The sequence below is a fragment of the Pseudomonas sp. RIT-To-2 genome, from assembly GCF_029623465.1.
Classification (GTDB): Bacteria; Pseudomonadota; Gammaproteobacteria; order Pseudomonadales; family Pseudomonadaceae; genus Aquipseudomonas; species Aquipseudomonas silvicola.
The window spans coordinates 11,894-29,084 of the sequence record NZ_JAPYKM010000001.1 but is presented as its reverse complement, the minus strand read 5'-3'; the positions used below and the strand labels follow the sequence as shown (position 1 = coordinate 29,084).

Genomic DNA, 17,191 nt, shown 5'->3' with positions numbered 1-17,191 from the left:
AGGCCTCGCGGTCGGCGAGATGGGAGTGACCATAACAGGCCTTTTATATATCTATAAATCATATTTTTTCATTTGGTTATTCGCTAAATGAATATGATTTTTCAGGCAAAAAAAGAGCCGTCATCAACGGCTCGAAACCCTGTCGTGGGAGGATGAATCAGCGGTTGGGCTGCGGGGTCAGTCGCAGGTAAGGCTTCACGGCGCGGTAGCCCTTGGGAAAGCGTTGCTTGATCTCTTCCTCGTCCTTGAGCGACGGCACGATCACTACCTCGTCACCGTCCTGCCAGTTGGCCGGGGTGGCCACCTTGTGGCTGTCGGTGAGTTGCAGGGAATCGATTACCCGCAGGATTTCGTGGAAGTTGCGGCCGGTGCTGGCCGGGTAGGTAATGGTCAGGCGCACTTTCTTGTTCGGGTCGATCACGAACAGCGAGCGCACCGTCAGGGTGTCGTTGGCGTTGGGGTGGATCAGGTCGTAGAGGTCGGCAACCTTGCGGTCAGCATCGGCCAGGATCGGGAAGTTGACGATGGTGTTCTGGGTTTCGTTGATGTCCTCGATCCACTTGTGGTGCGAGTCCACCGGGTCTACCGACAGGGCAATGGCCTTGACATTGCGCTTGGCGAATTCGTCCTTGAGCTTGGCGGTAAAGCCCAGTTCGGTGGTGCACACCGGGGTGAAGTCGGCCGGGTGGGAAAACAGCACGCCCCAGCTGTTGCCCAGCCACTCGTGAAAGCGGATCTTGCCGGCGCTGGAATCCTGTTCGAAGTCGGGGGCGATATCGCCGAGGCGGATGCTCATGTGTACTTGCTCCTTCAAGGGTGCGTTTATGGGTTCCACTGTGCACTCAGCGTAGACCAAATAAAAAGAATAAATATCGATTTATTAAGCACTGAAAGGAATATGAAATTTTGCGCAAAACAAAGCCCGCCAAAGGGCGGGCTTCGCTTTCAAGCCAGGCTTACAACAGCGGGATCGAGTAGCTGACGATCACGCGGTTCTCGTCCTGGTCGCGCTGACCAGGAATGTCGTTGCGCCAGATGGCGTTTTTCCACATCAGGCCCAGGCCCTTGAAGGTACCTTGCGGTACGACGTAGGCCAGGGTCAGGTCGCGTTCCCACTCGGAACGGCCGCTGCCGCTGACGGCACGGTTGGTGCCGACGGTGTCGATATTGTCGCCACGCAGGTAGACCAGGCCGGCGGTCGCGCCAGGGAAGCCGATGGCCGAGAAGTCATACGAGTAGCGTGCCTGCCAGGTACGCTCGCCGGAACGGCCGAACTTCTGGATCTGCATGTCGGTGATGGTACCGTTGGACGAACCATCGCCCTGGTTCAGCCACGGGAAGTCGGAGTTGCCGTTGCTGACCTGGTAGCCACCGCCGAAGGTGTGACCGGCAACGGTGTACAGGAACAGGCCGCTGTAGAGGTTGTTGTCGACCGGGCCTTTGCCCGACACGTTGCCCACGTAGCGGCCGGACGAGTAGAACAGCGGGTCGTTGGCGTTGTTGCCATCGTCGGTGCTGTGGAACGCACGCAGGTCAGACTTCAGCACGCCCGGGCCGATGGCCCAGTTGTGGGTCAGGCCCACGAAGTGCTGCTTGTAGAAATCGGTCAGTTGACCGTAGTAGTACTGGAACAGCAGGTCTTTGGTGATCTTGTAGTCACCACCGGCGTAGTAGAACTTGTTGCTGCTGGCGGTGCGTGGCGAAGCGCCATTGATCGCCAGGTTTTCGTCGTTGCTTGAGTTACGGCCCTTCACAGCCTCGACCTGGCCACCGATCAAGGTCAGATCCTTGATGTCGTTGGAGGTGATCTGCTCGCCCTGGAATGTCTGTGGCACCAGACGACCGTCGTTGTACTGGATGACCGGCAGCTTGGGCAGCAAGGTGCCGACCTTCAGCTCGGTCTTGGAGATCTTGGCCTTGGCGGTCAGGCCCAGGCTGGTGAAATCATCCACTGCATCGCCATCCGACTTGCTCGGGAATACCGTGCCGCCGTAGGAAGTCGAGGTAGCACCGTTGTGGCCACCGCCCGAATCCAGGCGCACGCCCAGCAGCGCCAGCGCATCGATACCAAAGCCGACGGTACCCGCGGTATAGCCCGACTGGTACTCCAGCTGGAACGCCTGGCCCCACTCAGAGTTCTTGCTCTGTACGCCGGTCGCGGTTTTCGCCGCTGCGTCGCGGTTGTCGGTGTTGATGTAGTAGTTGCGCAGCTTCAACGTGGCCTTGCTGTCTTCGAGAAAGCCTTCAGCGTTGGCTTGAGATGCCAACACGCCGACAGCCACGGCCAGAGCCAGGGAGGACTTGTACATGGGTTGCTCCTGTAATGATTCTAATTCTTGTGTTGCCCCAGTCATGGATCTGCTGCCCATTGCGCTGGAGTTGTGGCGATTAGCGCCAGGTTGTGAACACCGCGTCAATCGCTCTAGGTCGCTTTACGACGATGGTCTATGTCCATTTTGTGACGCCCAAGGGTAAATAATATTTCATAAGTCCAAAATGAATTGTTTCATCTTTTATCAGACCATTTTGGAATAACACCATGGCTTTACCCAAACCTGCGGTCTCGATGCTGTATCGACCTCTAAGCTAATGACTAAACAGTCTTTGCAAAATATTTTTTAGATCGTTTAGCTTTCAAAACACCGGACCACCGGACATTCCGTCACCCTCCCCACCTGCACTGCCAGTGCGCTTCGAGGTGCCCATGTCCGGCCAGCGTCCATATATGAAAAATCTTTTAATCGCCGCCCTCAGCCTGTTCATCCTGGCCCCCTCGGCACAGGCGGTGGAAACGCTGCGTATTGGCTACCAGAAGTCCTCGACCCTGATCACCTTGCTCAAGCAGCAAGGCACGCTGGAGAAAGATCTGGCCCGGCAAGGCATCGAGGTCAGCTGGCATGAATTTCCCAGCGGGTTGCCACTGCTGGAGTCGCTGAACGTGGGCAACGTCGACATCAGCGCCGACGTCGCCGACACCGTGCCGGTATTCGCCCAGGCCGCGGGTGCCACCCTCACCTACTTCGCCCAGGAGACGGCGTCGCCCCAGGCCCAAGCCATCGTGGTGCGCCAGGACAGCCCCGTGCAGTCGCTGGCCGACCTGAAGGGCAAGAAAGTAGCGGTGACCAAGGCTGCTGGCACCCACTACTTACTGATCGCCGCCCTGAACAAGGCAGGCCTGAAGTTCAGTGACATCCAGCCGGCGTACCTGACCCCCGCCGATGGCCGCGCAGCGTTTGAAAACAACAAGGTCGACGCCTGGGTTACCTGGGAACCCTTCCTCACCAGCGTGCAGCGCCAGTTGCCTACCCGCACCCTGGCCGATGGCACCGGCCTGGCCCAATACAAGCGTTACTACCTGACCGGCACTGCCTATGCCAAGGCCAACCCTGAAGTGCTCAAACTCGTGTTCGCCGAGTTGCAGAAGGCTGGCGAATGGACCAAGGCCAACCCTGACAAGGCCGCCACCATTCTCGGGCCGCTGTGGGGCAACCTCGACAGCGCCACGGTAGAGGCTGCCAACCTGCACCGCACCTACCAGGTACAAGCGGTGCAGCCCGACCAACTGGGCGAACAACAGAAAATCGCCGACGCGTTCTTTGCCGCCGGGCTGTTGCCCAAAGCGGTCGATACCCGCGCCGTAGGTATCTGGCACCCCTGAGTACAGGGGTAGCGCAAGAAGAACCAAACATAAGCTAATGCTAAAACGTTATTTATTTGGCGATTCTTAGATCATTTAGTCTTCCTCATCACCCTAGCCGTCCGGCCGCCTGATGAGGAGCTACACCATGTCTGTGCTCAACCCCCTTCGCCTGCTGGCGGCCCTCTCCCTGGCAGGCGCCGCGTTCATGGCTCAGGCAACGGACTTCACCGTCGCCTACCAGACCACCGTCGACCCGGCCAAAGTGGCCCAAGCCGATGGTGCCTATGAAAAGGCCACGCAGTCGAAGATCAACTGGCGCAAATTCGACGGCGGCTCGCAGGTCATCACCGCAGTTGCCTCGGGCGACGTGCAGATCGGCTATGTAGGCTCCAGCCCGCTGGCGGCCGCCGCTACCCGCCAACTGCCGGTTGAAACCTTTCTTATCGCCACCCAGATCGGTGCCGCCGAGGCCCTGGTAGCCCGTAACGGTTCGGGCATCAACAGCCCGCAGGATCTGGTCGGCAAGAAAATCGCCGTGCCGTTCGTGTCCACCGGCCACTACAGCCTGTTGGCCGCGCTGAAGCAGTGGAAGATCGACCCGTCGAAAGTCACCATTCTCAACCTTGATCCACCGGCCATCATTGCCGCCTGGAAGCGTGGCGACATCGACGCCACCTACGTCTGGGACCCGGCCCTGGGCGTGGCCAAGGAGAGCGGCAAGGTGCTGATTACCTCGGGTGAGCTGGCCAAGGTCGGCGCACCGACCTTCGACGCCTGGATAGTGCGCAAGGACTTCGCCGCCAAGCACCCCGAGATCGTCAAGGCCTTCGCCAAGGTGACCCTGGACGCCTACGCCGACTACCGCAAAGACCCGAACGCCTGGCTGGCCAACCAGGGCAACGTCGCCAAGCTGGTGAAGCTGTCCGGTGCCAAGGCCGCTGATATTCCGCTGCTGTTGCAGGGCAACGTCTACCCGCTGGCGGCTGACCAGGTCACCGCCCTGGGCGCGCCGACCACCCAGGCCATCACCGATACCGCCACCTTTCTCAAGGAACAAGGCAAGGTCGACGCCGTGCTGCCCGACTACGCCCCGTACGTAAGCGCGCAGTTCGTTCAATAATCCGGCCGCTTGCCTGAAATGCCACTGGCCAAAAGGAGTCCATATCGATGGCCCTGCTGCAACTCGAGCGCATCAGCGCACAGTACCCCGGCGCCAGCACGCCGGTGCTGGCCGACATCAACCTGGCCCTCGGCCCGCAGCAACTGCTGGTGGCCCTGGGCCCCTCGGGCAGCGGCAAGACCTCGCTGCTGAACCTGATCGCCGGTTTCGTGGAGCCCAGCGCCGGGCGCATTACCCTCGACGGTGTACCGGTCAAGGGCCCCAGCGCCGAACGCGGCGTGGTATTCCAGGACGATGCCCTGCTGCCCTGGCAGGACGTCCTCGCCAACGTTGCCTTCGGCCTGGAGCTGGCCGGCGTGCCCCGCGAGAAACGTGAACAGCGGGCACGGGAAATGCTCGCCCTGGTGGACCTGGCCGACTTCGGCAGCCGGCGGGTCTGGCAGCTTTCGGGCGGCCAGAAACAGCGCGTAGGCCTGGCCCGCGCCCTCGCTGCAGACCCACGCGTGCTGCTGATGGACGAACCCTTCGGCGCCCTTGACGCCTTCACCCGCGAGCAGATGCAAGAGCTGCTGCTGCAAGTATGGAAGCGCACCGCCAAGCCGGTGTTCCTGATTACCCACGACATCGAAGAAGCGGTGTTCCTGGCCACCGACCTGATCCTGCTGGCGCCCAACCCGGGCCAGGTGGTCGAACGCCTGCACCTGGATTTCGGCCAACGCTACGGCGCCGGCGAATCGGCGCGGTCGATCAAGTCCGACCCGCGCTTCATCGAAACCCGCGAACACGTGTTGTCCCGCGTGTTTTCCCAGCGTACCGCACTGCAACAGGAGCCGGCATGAGCAGCTACGACATCCCCGCCACCGCTCAGCCCGCAGTAACCAGGCCGGTGAAAACGCGCCGCCAACTGAGCACTCGTGCCATCAGCACCTTGACCCTGCTGACGTTGGTGGCCCTGTGGTGGGCGGTCACGGCCACCGGCCTGATCGAGCCACTGTTCCTACCCTCGCCCATCGCCGTGCTGCAGAAAGGCTGGCTGCTGGCAACCGAAGGCTACATGGACGCCACCCTGTGGCAGCACCTGGGCGCGAGCCTTGGCCGTATCGGCCTGGCCCTGGGTTTCGCCATCCTCACCGCGATTCCCATCGGCATCGCCATCGGCACCAACCGCATCGCCCGCGGCATCTTCGACCCACTGATCGAGTTCTACCGCCCGATTCCGCCACTGGCCTACCTGCCGCTGATCGTGATCTGGTGCGGCATTGGCGAGTTGTCGAAGGTACTGCTGATCTACCTGGCCATCTTCGCCCCCATCGCCATCGCCACAGCCACCGGCGTGCGCACCGTGGACCCGGCCAAGCTGCGTGCCGCGCAGTCGCTGGGCGCCACCCGTGCGCAATTGATCCGCCACGTGATCCTGCCCAGCGCCCTGCCCGATATCCTCACCGGGGTGCGCATCGGCCTCGGCGTGGGCTGGTCGACCCTGGTGGCCGCCGAACTGATCGCCGCCACCAGCGGCCTGGGTTTCATGGTGCAGTCAGCGGCGCAGTTCCTGGTCACCGACGTGGTGATCCTGGGCATCCTGGTAATCGCCGTCATCGCCTTCGCCCTGGAAATGGGCCTGCGCGCCCTGCAACGCAAACTGGTGCCCTGGCACGGCCAAAGTCATTGATCGATCGCCGCTTACCTTGAATAACGAGATAGCCATGAGCCTGACCATCACCCCTATCAGCCCTGCCATTGGCGCCGTCATCAGCGGCATCGACATCGCCCAGCCGATCACGGCCGAGCACCGCGATGCCATCGAGCAGGCGCTGCTCAAGCACCACGTGGTCTTCTTCCGCGACCAGCCGATCACACCCCAACAGCAAGCGCGTTTCGCCGCCCAGTTCGGCGACCTGCACATTCACCCCATTTACCCCAACGTGCCGGAACAGCCCGAAGTGCTGATCCTGGACACCGCCGTGACAGACGTACGCGACAACGCCATCTGGCACACCGACGTGACCTTCCTGCCCACCCCGGCCATGGGCGCGGTACTGAGTGCCAAACTGATTCCGCCGTATGGTGGCGATACCCTGTGGGCCAGCGGGATCGCGGCCTACGAGGCGCTTTCCGAGCCATTGAAGCGGCTATTGGACGGCCTGACCGCTACCCATGACTTCACCAAGTCCTTCCCGCTGGAGCGCTTTGGCAGCACCCCGCAAGACCTGGCGCGCTGGGAAGAAGCCCGCCGCAAGAACCCGCCGATCAGCCACCCCGTGATTCGCACCCACCCGGTAAGCGGGCGCAAGTCCTTGTTCGTCAGCGATGGCTTCACCACCCGCATCAACGAGCTGGAGCCGGCGGAAAGCGACGCCATCCTGAAGTTGCTATTCGCCCACGCCACCCGCCCGGAGTTCTTCGTCCGCTGGCGCTGGCAGGAGAACGACGTGGCGTTCTGGGACAACCGCAGCACGCAGCATTACGCGGTGGATGATTACCGGCCAGCGCGGCGGGTGATGCAGCGGGCGACGATTCTGGGTGATGCGCCGTTCTGAGACACCTCAGGCGATTCGCCCTCCCGGTATGCAAGGAAAAATCCTCACGATCATGAGGTTTTTAATCAAATTGCTTGCTGAAAACCTAAAATCCTCACGACCATGAGGATTACTCTCCCACGATCAGTCAGAGCCGGCGTGCGGCTACCTTTCAACCCCAATCAAGCCATGCATACGCTCCAGTACGTCGCACCCTTCCTGGAGCAGGTGACAGGCCACGTCGGCAACCACATTCAGGTCCTTGCCCTCGATCGAGCATGAATTCATGCAGGAAAGGCATTCCATGAGATTGCGCACGGCCTGGAAGCGGCGGGTGGCGAATTCAAAGAGGTCTAGGTCGGGGCAGTCGGGGTTGATCAGGAAGATCGGGGGTGAGGCGTCTTGGTTGGTCATGGCAAATACTCTGGACAGTTGAGAGCCACCTTCGCTTGCACGCGATTAAGGTGGCAGCTATGCGCAGGTGTGCAAGACCGGTCCAGAGCCGGCAGACCCGAAGGTCTCCCACACATAGCCACCATAACGAACACAGCAGGCAATTCTACTGCCTGCTGTGCGATGACGGGACTAAGTTTCTGGACAGGCTTGCACGCCCGGTCGCTGATGCTCAGCAACGCAGAGGACTATAGGGCGATGCCCCAGGCATCACTACCCGGCCACTTCCGATAACACCGTGGGAAAAATCCCAACATTTGTGGTGCCCGCTTCCCGAGCTTCGCCCGGTCCCACATGGGCGCGCACACCCATCTTGAACTGACCCCAAAAAGTTGGATGTGGGTGTCCAACTTTTGGGGGTCAGTTCAATCCTGTGGGACCGGGCGAAGCTCGGGAAGGGGACGACGCGGTCCTATTTCAAGACAGCGCTGCTGACATCCACATGCTTGGGCAACAACCGGTTCTGATAAAACAGATCCGCCGTCACCTGCTGCGCCGCCATGATCGTGTCGTCGATCGGCGAGATCGGCGATGGCGGGCGGTTGTCGATGTACTGCGCCACTACCGGTTTGGGCAGGCTCATGTTGCCGGCCAGCACGTTGATGCTCTCGTCACGCTGGCTGCGGGTGAGTGCTTCGGCCTGGCTGAGTTCGTCGAGCAGGCTGTGAATGAAGGGGCCATTCTGCTCGGCGTACTGGCGCCGTGCGGTGTACAGCGGGCCGGACAGGCCCAGGCCGGTGCCGTCGGCCAGCTTGCGGGTGTGGCCTTCGCTCAGCGCCAGCGAGGAGTACGGGTCCCAGATCACCCAGGCGTCTACGCTGCCTTGCTCGAACGCGGCGCGGGCGTCGGCGGGGCTGAGGTAGATGGGCTGGATGTCCTTGTAGGTCAGGCCGGCCTTGTTCAGCGCGCGCAGGATCAGGTTGTGGGAGCTGGAGCCTTTCTGGAAGGCGACTTTCTTGCCCTTCAGCTCGGCCACGCTATGCAACGGGCTGTCGTTTTTCACCAGGATGACTTCGGCGGCAGGCTTGGAAGGTTCCGCGCCGATGTACACCAGATCCGCACCGGCCGCCTGGGCGAACAGCGGCGGGATGTCGCCGGTGGAGCCTACGTCCAGGGCGCCCACGTTGAGCGCTTCCAGCATCTGCGGGCCAGCGGGGAATTCGATCCACTGCACGTTGGTTTGCGGGAACTGCTTTTCCAGCAGGCCGTGTTCCTTGGCCAGCACCAGGGCGATGGAGCCCTTCTGGTAGCCGATGCGCAGCGCGGCCGGGTCGGCCAGGGCGTTGAAGGTCAGGGCGAGCAGGGACAGGCCGGCCGCCAGGCGTGCTAGTGGTTTCATCTGGAATCTCGCAAGGCAGGGCCGGGGAACGAAAAATTCCCCGGCTTGGAAAGGTCACTCAGCCAGCGATGGCTTTTCCCACAGGTTGATGCCGCCTTCGACGGCGAAGCGGTCGATGGCCGCCAGTTCTTCCTGGGTGAACGACAGGTTTTTCAAGGCGCCGACGTTCTCGATGATCTGCTCGGGGCGGCTGGCACCGATCAGGGCCGAGGTCACACGCGGGTCGCGCAGGGTCCACGCCAACGCCAGTTGCGCCAGGCTCTGGCCGCGCTGCTGGGCAATTTCGTTGAGCGAGCGGATGTGCGCCAGGTTGCTTTCCGAAAGGTGCGATTGCAGCAGCGAACCACCGCCGGGCTTGTTCACCCGGGCGTCTTTCGGCACGCCGTTGAGGTATTTGTCGGTCAGCAAGCCTTGGGCCAGCGGAGTGAAGGCGATGACACCGGCGCCCAGGTCTTCGGTGACGTCCAGCAGGTCCTTCTCCACCCAGCGGTTGAGCAGGTTGTAGGCCGGCTGGTGGATCAGCAGTGGCACTTTCCATTCCTGCAACAGCTTGGCGATTTCGCGGGTCTTGACCCCGGAATACGAGGAAATGCCGATGTACAGCGCCTTGCCCTGTTGCACGGCAGTGGCCAGCGCGCCCGCGGTTTCTTCCAGCGGGGTGTCGGGGTCGAAGCGGTGCGAGTAGAAGATATCCACATAGTCGACGCCCAGGCGCTGCAGGCTCTGGTCGAGGCTGGCCAGGATGTATTTGCGCGAGCCGCCGCCCTGCCCGTATGGGCCTGGCCACATGTCCCAGCCGGCTTTGCTGGAGATGATCAGTTCGTCGCGGTACTGCTTGAAGTCTTCACGCAGCAGGCGGCCGAAGTTGATCTCGGCGCTGCCGTAGGGCGGGCCGTAGTTGTTGGCCAGGTCGAAGTGGTTGATGCCCAGGTCGAACGCGGTGCGCAGCAGCGCGCGCTGGGTGTCGATGGGGGTGCTGTCGCCGAAGTTGTGCCACAGGCCCAGGGACAGGGCCGGCAGCACCAGGCCGCTGCGGCCGACGCGGCGGTAGGGAATGGACTCGTAGCGGTCCTGGGCAGCAAGGTAAGTCATCGATTCCTCTCTTTTTCGATAAGGCACTTGTGGGGGCCGGGGCAACGCTCACACAAACTGATTGGCAGGTTTTTCCAGGCCAAGGTTCTCGCGCAACGTGGTGCCTTCGTATTCGGTTCTGAACAGCCCGCGGCGTTGCAGCTCGGGCACTACATGATCGGCAAAATCCTCCAGCCCGCCCGGCAAATGTGGCACCAGCACGTTGAAACCATCCGCCGCGCCTTGTTCGAACCACTCCTGCAACTGATCGGCGATCTGCACCGGGGTTCCGATCAGGCTGTAATGCCCGCGGCCACCGGCGATCTTGCGGCCCAGCTCGGCCAGGCTCAGGTTCTCGCGGCCGGCCAGCTCGGTCAGCAGTTTCTGCCGGCTTTGCTGGCCACTGTCGGTCAGCGGCAATTCGGGCAACGGGCCGTCAAGCGGGTAGCCAGACAGGTCGAAGTTACCGAGCATACGCCCTAACAACGCCACGCCGACTTCGGGTTCGACCAAAGCCTGAAACGCTTCGAATTTCTCCCGCGCCAAGACTTCGGTTTCACCGACGACCACAAATACGCCTGGCATGATCTTCAACGAGTCAGGCGTGCGGCCGAACTTGGCCAACCGCCCCTTGAGGTCGCTGTAGAAGGCTTGGGCATTGGCCAGCGAAGTCTGGGCAGTAAAGACCACTTCGGCGGTTTGCGCCGCCAGCTCGCGACCGGTTTCCGAAGAGCCGGCCTGCACGATCACTGGCCGCCCTTGCGGGGAACGGGCGACGTTGAGCGGCCCCTTGACCTTGAAATGTTCGCCGCTGTGGTTGAGCACGTGCAACTTGGCGGCGTCGTAGTATTGGCCGCTGGCCTTGTCGCGGGTGAAAGCGTCATCAGCCCAGCTGTCCCACAGGCCAGTGACCACCTGGTGGAATTCCCGCGCACGGCTGTAACGCTCGGCATGGCCGATGTGTTCGTCACGGCCGAAATTCTGCGCCTCGGCGGCGGCATCGGAAGTCACCAGGTTCCAACCCGCTCGCCCGCCCGACAGGTGGTCCAGCGAAGCGAACTTGCGCGCCACGTGGTAGGGCTCGTTGTAGCTGGTGGTCACCGTGCTGATCAGGCCGATGTGCTCGGTCACCGCGCTCAATGCCGACAGCAGGGTCAGCGGCTCGAAGTGATCGGAGCGGGCCATGCGGCTGGCGATATCGCCGGTGGCCGCCGCCACGCTGTCGGCCACGAACAGGGTGTCGAACCGTGCCCGCTCCGCCACCTGGGCCAAGTGCTTGTAGTGCTTGAAATCAAGGCCCGCATTGGCCGGTACGTCAGGATGCCGCCAGGCCGCCACGTGGTGCCCGGTGGCCATCAGGAACGCGCCCAGTTTCAGTTGTCGTGGTGCCTGGCTCATGCTTTAGAAGTCCTTGCGTACTTGAATGCCGAAGTAACGTTGGTCATCGCGCGGTACAGCGCGGTAGACGTAACCCGTGCCGCTGGCCAGCAGTGGCGAGTAAGACTTGTCGAGCAGGTTCTTGCCCTCCAGCGATACGCGCCAGCCGCTGTTGTAGTCGGCCAGGGCGACGCTGGCGTTCCAGATGCCATAGGCGCCCTGCTTGGTGTCGGGGTTCTGGCTGATGTCGTATTGCACTTCGCTCTGCCAGTTGTAGTCGGTGCCCAGCTCGATATCCATGCCGTTGTCCAGCGGGATGTCGTAATCGGCGCGCACGTAGGTCTTCCAGTCCGGGCTGAACGGCAGGGTCTTGCCGTTGACGTCGCAGGATGCGGCGGCGCCGGCCGGGCAGCTGAACTGGTCGATGCGTGCATGGGTGTAGGCGAAGGCACCGGACAGTTTCAGGTTGCGCGTGGCTTGCAAGGCCCAGTCGCCCTCCACACCTTCGGTGCTGACGGTACCGGCGTTGATCAAACGGGTCACCACCTGGCCGGCCACGGTGTCGTAGAAGTTGGCCTGGTAGTTGTCATAGTCGCTGTGGAACACGGCCAGGTTGGTGGTCAGGCGGTTGTTCCAGCTGGTGGCCTTCAGGCCCACTTCCCAGGTGTTGGAGGTCTCCGGCTTGAGCGCCTGGGTGTCACGCGGCTGCATGTTGAAGAATACGTTGTAGGCCGGGCCCTTGTAGCCGCGCGAATAGGTGACGTAGCTGGTCACGTTGTCGCTCAGGTCATACTGAAAGCCCAGGCGGCCCGACCAGCCTTCGGCGTTGGTGTCGCCGGAGCTGCTGGTGCTGGGGTTGATACCGTTCACGGCCACTGCCGAGGAGGACACGCGGTCGTGATCGTATTTCAGTTCGTCGTGGGTCCAGCGCAAGCCGGCGATGCCGCGGAACGACGGGGTGAAGTTGAAGGTGTTCTCACCGAAGATCGCATAGCTGTCGCTGGTGGTGCTGTAGTTGGCCAGGCCGTTGTTGGTGGCGGTCGGCGTGATCAGCGTACGCCCGTAGGTTTCCTTGTCCTTGGCGTGCATGTAGTACAGGCCGCCCACATATTCCATGAACTCGCCCTTGGGCGAAGCCAGGCGGATTTCCTGGCTGTACTGGTCGTAGTCCAGGGTGCCCTTGTCTTCGATGCCCGGGAACGCGGTGCTGACGGTGGACAGGCGGTCGGCATCCTGCCACTGGTCGTTGTTCCAGCCGCGCCAGGCGGTGATGGAGGTCAGGGTGTAGTCGCCCAGGTTCCAGTCCAGTTGCGCCGACAGGCCCTTGTTGATGTCATCGACATGGGTGCGGTAATCGCTGTTGATGTCACGGTTGTGCGAGGTGGCGTTGACCGGCGACAGGGCATTGGCGAAGGCGGTGCTGCTGGTGCTGCTGACCACGCCGTTGGGCGCATCGCTGCCCGAGTTCATGTAGTCGGCCGACAGGGTCAGCTTGACGTCGTCATTGGGGGTGAACTCCAGCTTGCCGCGCACGCCCTTGCGGTTATAGCCGTTCACTTCCTGGCCGTTGGCCTTGTTGTCGACGTTACCGTCGTAGCTGCTGACCAGGGTGGTGAGGTTGCCCTTGAGCGTGCCGGGGATCAGCGTGCCGCCGATGCCGAAGCGGGTCCGGCTTTCGTTGCCCTGGTAGTAGGACTGCTCCACATAGCCGTGGGTCTCGTCGGTAGGCGCCTTGGTGGTGATGTTGAGCACGCCTGCCGAGGCATTCTTGCCGAACAGGGTGCCCTGGGGGCCGCGCAGCACTTCGATGCGTTCCAGGTCCAGCAGGTCGAGGGTGGCCATGCCGGGGCGGCCGTAGACTACGCCATCGACCACGGTGGCCACGGTGGGTTCGACGCCCGGCGACGTGGAAATGGTGCCCACGCCACGAATGAACAGCGAGGTGTCCTTGTTCGAGGCGCCGGTGCGGAAGTTCACGGTGGGGATCTGCTGGACGATGCTTTCAATATTGGTACGGTTCTCGCGGCCCAGCTGTTCGCCGTCCAACACGGTCACAGCCACGGGCACTTTCTGCAACGACTCTTCGCGGCGGGTGGCGGTCACGGTGACCGACTTGAGCACCGGCTCGGCGCTGCTGTCAGCCGTGGTGGTGGCATCCGCTGCCTGTACCGCGCCCAGTGGCATGGCCGCGCAGGCGGCCAGGGTCCAGCCAAAGGCCTGAACCAGCGCGGTGGTCTTGAAACGATCCCCAAATCGGTTGTACATGTCGGATGCCCTGCTCGAAGGTTGTGCCCTGGCCGTGGCTCTACGGCCACTGCGTCTGTCGTTGTTCGCAGAAAAGGTGTCTTGGGCATTCGCTCGAGCGAGTAGCAGACAAAGCACTTTGTTAGCGCTAACATCGTCAGTATCAGCAATGGGTGAATAGACCGTCCAATACTGAAAAATTACTTTTATATTCTTTTAGGTTTTATGAGCTGCCCATGACCGATGACAAGCGCAAACGCCGTGGCGCCGGCCGCGTCACCCTGGATACCGTGGCCCGCCACGCCGGGGTCTCGGCCATCACCGTGTCGCGCTACTTCAACCAGCCGGAGCAGGTGTCGCCCGAGCGCCGCGAACGCATTGCCGCGGCGGTGGCGGAACTGGGTTATGTGCCCAACCTGGTAGCGGGCGGGCTGGCGTCGGCGCGGGGCAAGATCGTCGGCATGGTGATACCCAACATCTCAGGGCCGATCTTCGCCAACACCATCCAGGGCTTCAGCGATACCCTCAGCCGCCATGGCTACCAGGTACTGTTGGCATCGAGCTATTTTTCCGAGGAACAGGAAGAGAGCGCAGTGCGCGCCTTCCTTGGCTGGGCACCGGCGGCACTGGTGCTCACCAGCCATTTCCACAGTGCGGCGACGGAAAAGATGATTGCCGAAGCGGACATCCCGTTGATCGAGACCTGGGACTACCGGCCTGAGCGCAGCCCGGTGCAGATTGGTTTCTCTCACCACCAGGTAGGCGTCACGGCTACCCGCTACCTGCATGGCAAGGGCTACCAGCGCATCGCCTTCGTGCAAAACAGCGCGGCCGGGGACTTCAGCGCCCTGGAACGGCGTGACGGCTATGCCGCGACCATGAACGAACTGGGGCTCGAACCGCAGGTGTTCGCCCCGCAGGCAGACCTGGCGCCCTTCGAGGCCGGCAAGCAGGCCATGCAGGCGCTGATGGCCAGCGCGAAGCCGCCCCAGGCGATCATCTTCGCCAACGACAACCTGGCGGCCGGTGGCCTGCTGGCCGGCCAGCGCGCGGGGCTCAGGATTCCCCAGGACTGCGCGGTGGTAGGTTTCGGCGACTACCCCTTTGCCGAAATGCTCATGCCCAGCCTCACCACCATCAAACCGCCCGCGCTGGAAATCGGTGTGCTGGCGGCCACCCGGGTGCTGGAGAGCCTGGGGGAAGCGCCAGTGGAGCGTCTGAACCTGCTGCAATGCCGGTTGATCGAGCGAGAAAGCGCCTGACTCCGGCGCCCGGTGCATGGTGCCTGGGGCGCGGCCAGATTCGCTGCAAGTGTCGGCCGCGCGCGCCCAGGTCAATCGATTCCCGACCTCAACGAACCATGTGCAGGAACTGCATGTGCCGCTCGTACTGGTCCAGGATGTCGTTGATCACCTGTTCCTTGCTGTACCCCACCAGGTCGTAGTCCTGGCTGCCTTCGGCCAGGTGCACCTCGGCGCGGTAGTAGCGGCGGTTCTTCAGTTCCTTCGTGCCCATGCCACCGCGGGCGAACGAGGGGGTGAAGTAGCCGCGCATCAGCACCTGGTAGATGAACGGGCGTTCTTCGCCATGGCCGATTTCCAGGCTGACCTGGTCGTGGCTGAGGTCTTCCTGCGTCACCACCTTCAGGCCTTTCTCGGTGAACACCGCCGACACTTCTTCGATGGCCGGGCGCACGAGGGTGTCCATGAAGCGGTACACCTCGTCGCGCGACGGAAAGTGCACGGCCTGGCTCAGGCGCTGGCGCCAGCCGCCGCGGCCGCGACGGGCGTTGGTGGCGACCGGGGCCAGGGAGTACATCTGCGCGATCTTGCGCTGGGACTCCAGGTAAAACGCCTTGTGCAGGCCCCACATCATCGCCAGCAGGATCAGCGAGAACGGCAGGGAGGTCAGCACCACTGCCGATTTCAGCGAGTCGATGCTGCCTGCGAACAACAGCCCGCTGGTGACCAGCGCGGTCATCACGCCCCAGAACACCCGAAGCCATTTTGGCCCGTCTTCGTCGGCGTTGCCGCCACGGGCAGACAGCGTCGACAGCACCACGGTGCCGGAGTCGGCCGAGGTGACGAAGAACACGAAGCTGATGAACACCGTGACGGCGATCACCGTGCGGCTCCAGGGGTAGGTTTCCAGTAACAGGTACAGCGTCTTGGCGGGGTCGGCCAGGGCCGACTGGCCCAGTTCCGTCATGCCGTGGTGCAGCACCATGTCGATGGCGCTGTTGCCGAAGATCGACATCCACGCCAGGGTGAAACCCAGCGGAATCAGCAGTACACCGAAGACGAATTCGCGGATGGTACGGCCACGGGAGATGCGGGCGATGAACAAGCCCACGAACGGTGCCCAGGCAATCCACCAGGCCCAGTAGAACACCGTCCAATTACCCAGCCAGTCACTGGGTTTGTCGTAGGCGTATACGTCGAAACTCTTGGACGGCAGTGCGCCCAGGTAGTCGCCGACGTTCTGGATCAGCGTGGTGAGCAGGTGCTGGGTAGGCCCGGCGAACAGCACGAACAACAGCAGGGCACAGGCCAGCAGCATGTTGATATCGGACATTACCCGCACGCCCTTGTCCACACCCGAGACTGCGACGATGATCGCCGCGCCCATCATCAGGGTGATGAGGATCACCTGCACCCACTGGCTGTGGGCAACGCCGAACAGGTAGTCCAGGCCGGCATTGAGGTGCAGCACGCCGAAACCCATGTCGGCACCAAGGCCGAATACCGTGGCGATGATGCCGAAGCCGTCCACCGCGTAGCCGATGGGGCCGTTGATGCGTTTGCCGATCAGCGGGTACAGGGCCGAACGCAAGGCCAGCGGCAAGTTATGGCGATAGGCGAAATACGCCAGCGCCATGCCGACGAAGGCGAACACGCCCCAACCGTGCAGGCCCCAATGCAGGAACAGCAACTGCATGGCCTGGCGCGCGGCCGCCTCGGTGCCGCCCTGGCCTTGCGGCGGGGTAAGCATGTGGGTGAGGGGTTCAGAGACGCAGAAGAAAAACAGGGTGATGCTGATGCCGGCGGCGAACAGCATGCCGGCCCATGACAGGTAACTGAACTCGGGCTCGTCGTGGTCGGCACCGAGCTTGATCTTGCCGTAGCCAGACAAGGCGGTGACCACCACGAAGACCAGATACAGGGTCATGGCCAGCATGTAGTACCAGCCAACGGTGTTGGCGGCCCAGGCTTGCGCGGCGGTAAGCCAGGCCCCGGCTTGTTGCGGGAAAGCGATGACGACGATGCCGAACAGCAGGATGAAGCTGGCGGCGAAGTAGAACACCGGTGGGTTCATGCGGACATTGCCGCTGGCGGGAGAAGACGAGGCACTCATTTGCAGTGCACCTCGATGGACGGGGAATGGGCTGAATAGAGCGTTTTCAGCAAGGGTTGACCTCCTGTAGAACGCGA

General features: G+C 62.4%; 14 protein-coding genes. 6 read left to right on the top strand and 8 right to left on the bottom strand.

Annotation, left to right across the window (positions count from 1 at the left end; translation table 11 throughout):
- Positions 1-157 precede the first annotated feature (157 nt).
- A complete protein-coding gene (locus tag QBK88_RS00130; protein ID WP_158154541.1) occupies positions 158-796 on the bottom strand; it encodes a peroxiredoxin in 639 nt (212 codons plus the stop codon).
- A 160-nt stretch (positions 797-956) separates the two neighbouring features.
- Entirely contained in the window at positions 957-2,309 is a 1,353-nt protein-coding gene (locus QBK88_RS00125) for an OprD family porin (protein ID WP_277960428.1), read from the bottom strand.
- A gap of 416 nt (positions 2,310-2,725) precedes the next feature.
- On the opposite strand from QBK88_RS00125, the gene QBK88_RS00120 reads away from it, so the two are divergent.
- The 5 genes from QBK88_RS00120 (at position 2,726) to tauD (ending at position 7,297) form a co-directional block, all read left to right on the top strand.
- Positions 2,726-3,658, top strand: coding sequence for an aliphatic sulfonate ABC transporter substrate-binding protein (locus QBK88_RS00120; RefSeq protein ID WP_277960427.1), 933 nt, complete (start codon positions 2,726-2,728; stop codon positions 3,656-3,658).
- 127 nt (positions 3,659-3,785) lie between these two features.
- Complete coding sequence (gene tauA / locus QBK88_RS00115) at positions 3,786-4,760, top strand: taurine ABC transporter substrate-binding protein (protein WP_277960426.1); 975 nt, start codon at positions 3,786-3,788, stop codon at positions 4,758-4,760.
- A gap of 47 nt (positions 4,761-4,807) precedes the next feature.
- Positions 4,808-5,599 (top strand): taurine ABC transporter ATP-binding subunit, encoded by a 792-nt coding sequence (gene tauB / locus QBK88_RS00110; protein ID WP_277960425.1) that lies wholly within the window; start codon positions 4,808-4,810, stop codon positions 5,597-5,599.
- Complete coding sequence (gene tauC, locus QBK88_RS00105) at positions 5,596-6,429, top strand: taurine ABC transporter permease TauC (RefSeq protein WP_277960424.1); 834 nt, start codon at positions 5,596-5,598, stop codon at positions 6,427-6,429. Before tauB ends, tauC begins: the two co-directional genes overlap by 4 nt.
- A 34-nt stretch (positions 6,430-6,463) precedes the next feature.
- Complete coding sequence (tauD, locus tag QBK88_RS00100; protein ID WP_277960423.1) at positions 6,464-7,297, top strand: taurine dioxygenase; 834 nt, start codon at positions 6,464-6,466, stop codon at positions 7,295-7,297.
- Between the two features lie 144 nt (positions 7,298-7,441).
- Here the strand turns inward: tauD and QBK88_RS00095 are convergent, their stop codons facing one another.
- The 5 genes from QBK88_RS00095 to QBK88_RS00075 all read right to left on the bottom strand — a co-directional run bounded on the left by QBK88_RS00095 (position 7,442) and on the right by QBK88_RS00075 (position 13,781).
- A complete protein-coding gene (locus QBK88_RS00095) occupies positions 7,442-7,690 on the bottom strand; it encodes a hypothetical protein (RefSeq protein WP_158152836.1) in 249 nt (82 codons plus the stop codon).
- Between the two features lie 451 nt (positions 7,691-8,141).
- Positions 8,142-9,068 carry a sulfonate ABC transporter substrate-binding protein gene (locus tag QBK88_RS00090; protein WP_268147186.1) on the bottom strand — a complete coding sequence of 309 codons (927 nt, stop codon included), beginning with the start codon at positions 9,066-9,068 and terminating at the stop codon, positions 8,142-8,144.
- Between the two features lie 54 nt (positions 9,069-9,122).
- A complete protein-coding gene (gene mgrA / locus QBK88_RS00085; protein WP_277960422.1) occupies positions 9,123-10,160 on the bottom strand; it encodes an L-glyceraldehyde 3-phosphate reductase in 1,038 nt (345 codons plus the stop codon).
- A 48-nt stretch (positions 10,161-10,208) separates the two neighbouring features.
- On the bottom strand, positions 10,209-11,537 hold the full coding sequence (locus QBK88_RS00080) for an LLM class flavin-dependent oxidoreductase (RefSeq protein ID WP_277960421.1): 1,329 nt from the start codon (positions 11,535-11,537) through the stop codon (positions 10,209-10,211).
- 3 nt (positions 11,538-11,540) lie between these two features.
- Complete coding sequence (locus QBK88_RS00075; RefSeq protein ID WP_277960420.1) at positions 11,541-13,781, bottom strand: TonB-dependent receptor; 2,241 nt, start codon at positions 13,779-13,781, stop codon at positions 11,541-11,543.
- A 215-nt stretch (positions 13,782-13,996) separates the two neighbouring features.
- Here QBK88_RS00075 and QBK88_RS00070 point away from each other — a divergent pair, with 215 nt between their 5' ends.
- Positions 13,997-15,022, top strand: a complete 1,026-nt coding sequence (locus tag QBK88_RS00070; protein ID WP_277960419.1) for a LacI family DNA-binding transcriptional regulator — start codon at positions 13,997-13,999, stop codon at positions 15,020-15,022.
- 88 nt (positions 15,023-15,110) lie between these two features.
- On the opposite strand, the gene betT is transcribed toward QBK88_RS00070, so the two are convergent.
- A complete protein-coding gene (betT, locus tag QBK88_RS00065; protein WP_268151282.1) occupies positions 15,111-17,075 on the bottom strand; it encodes a choline transporter BetT in 1,965 nt (654 codons plus the stop codon).
- Positions 17,076-17,191 lie beyond the last annotated feature (116 nt).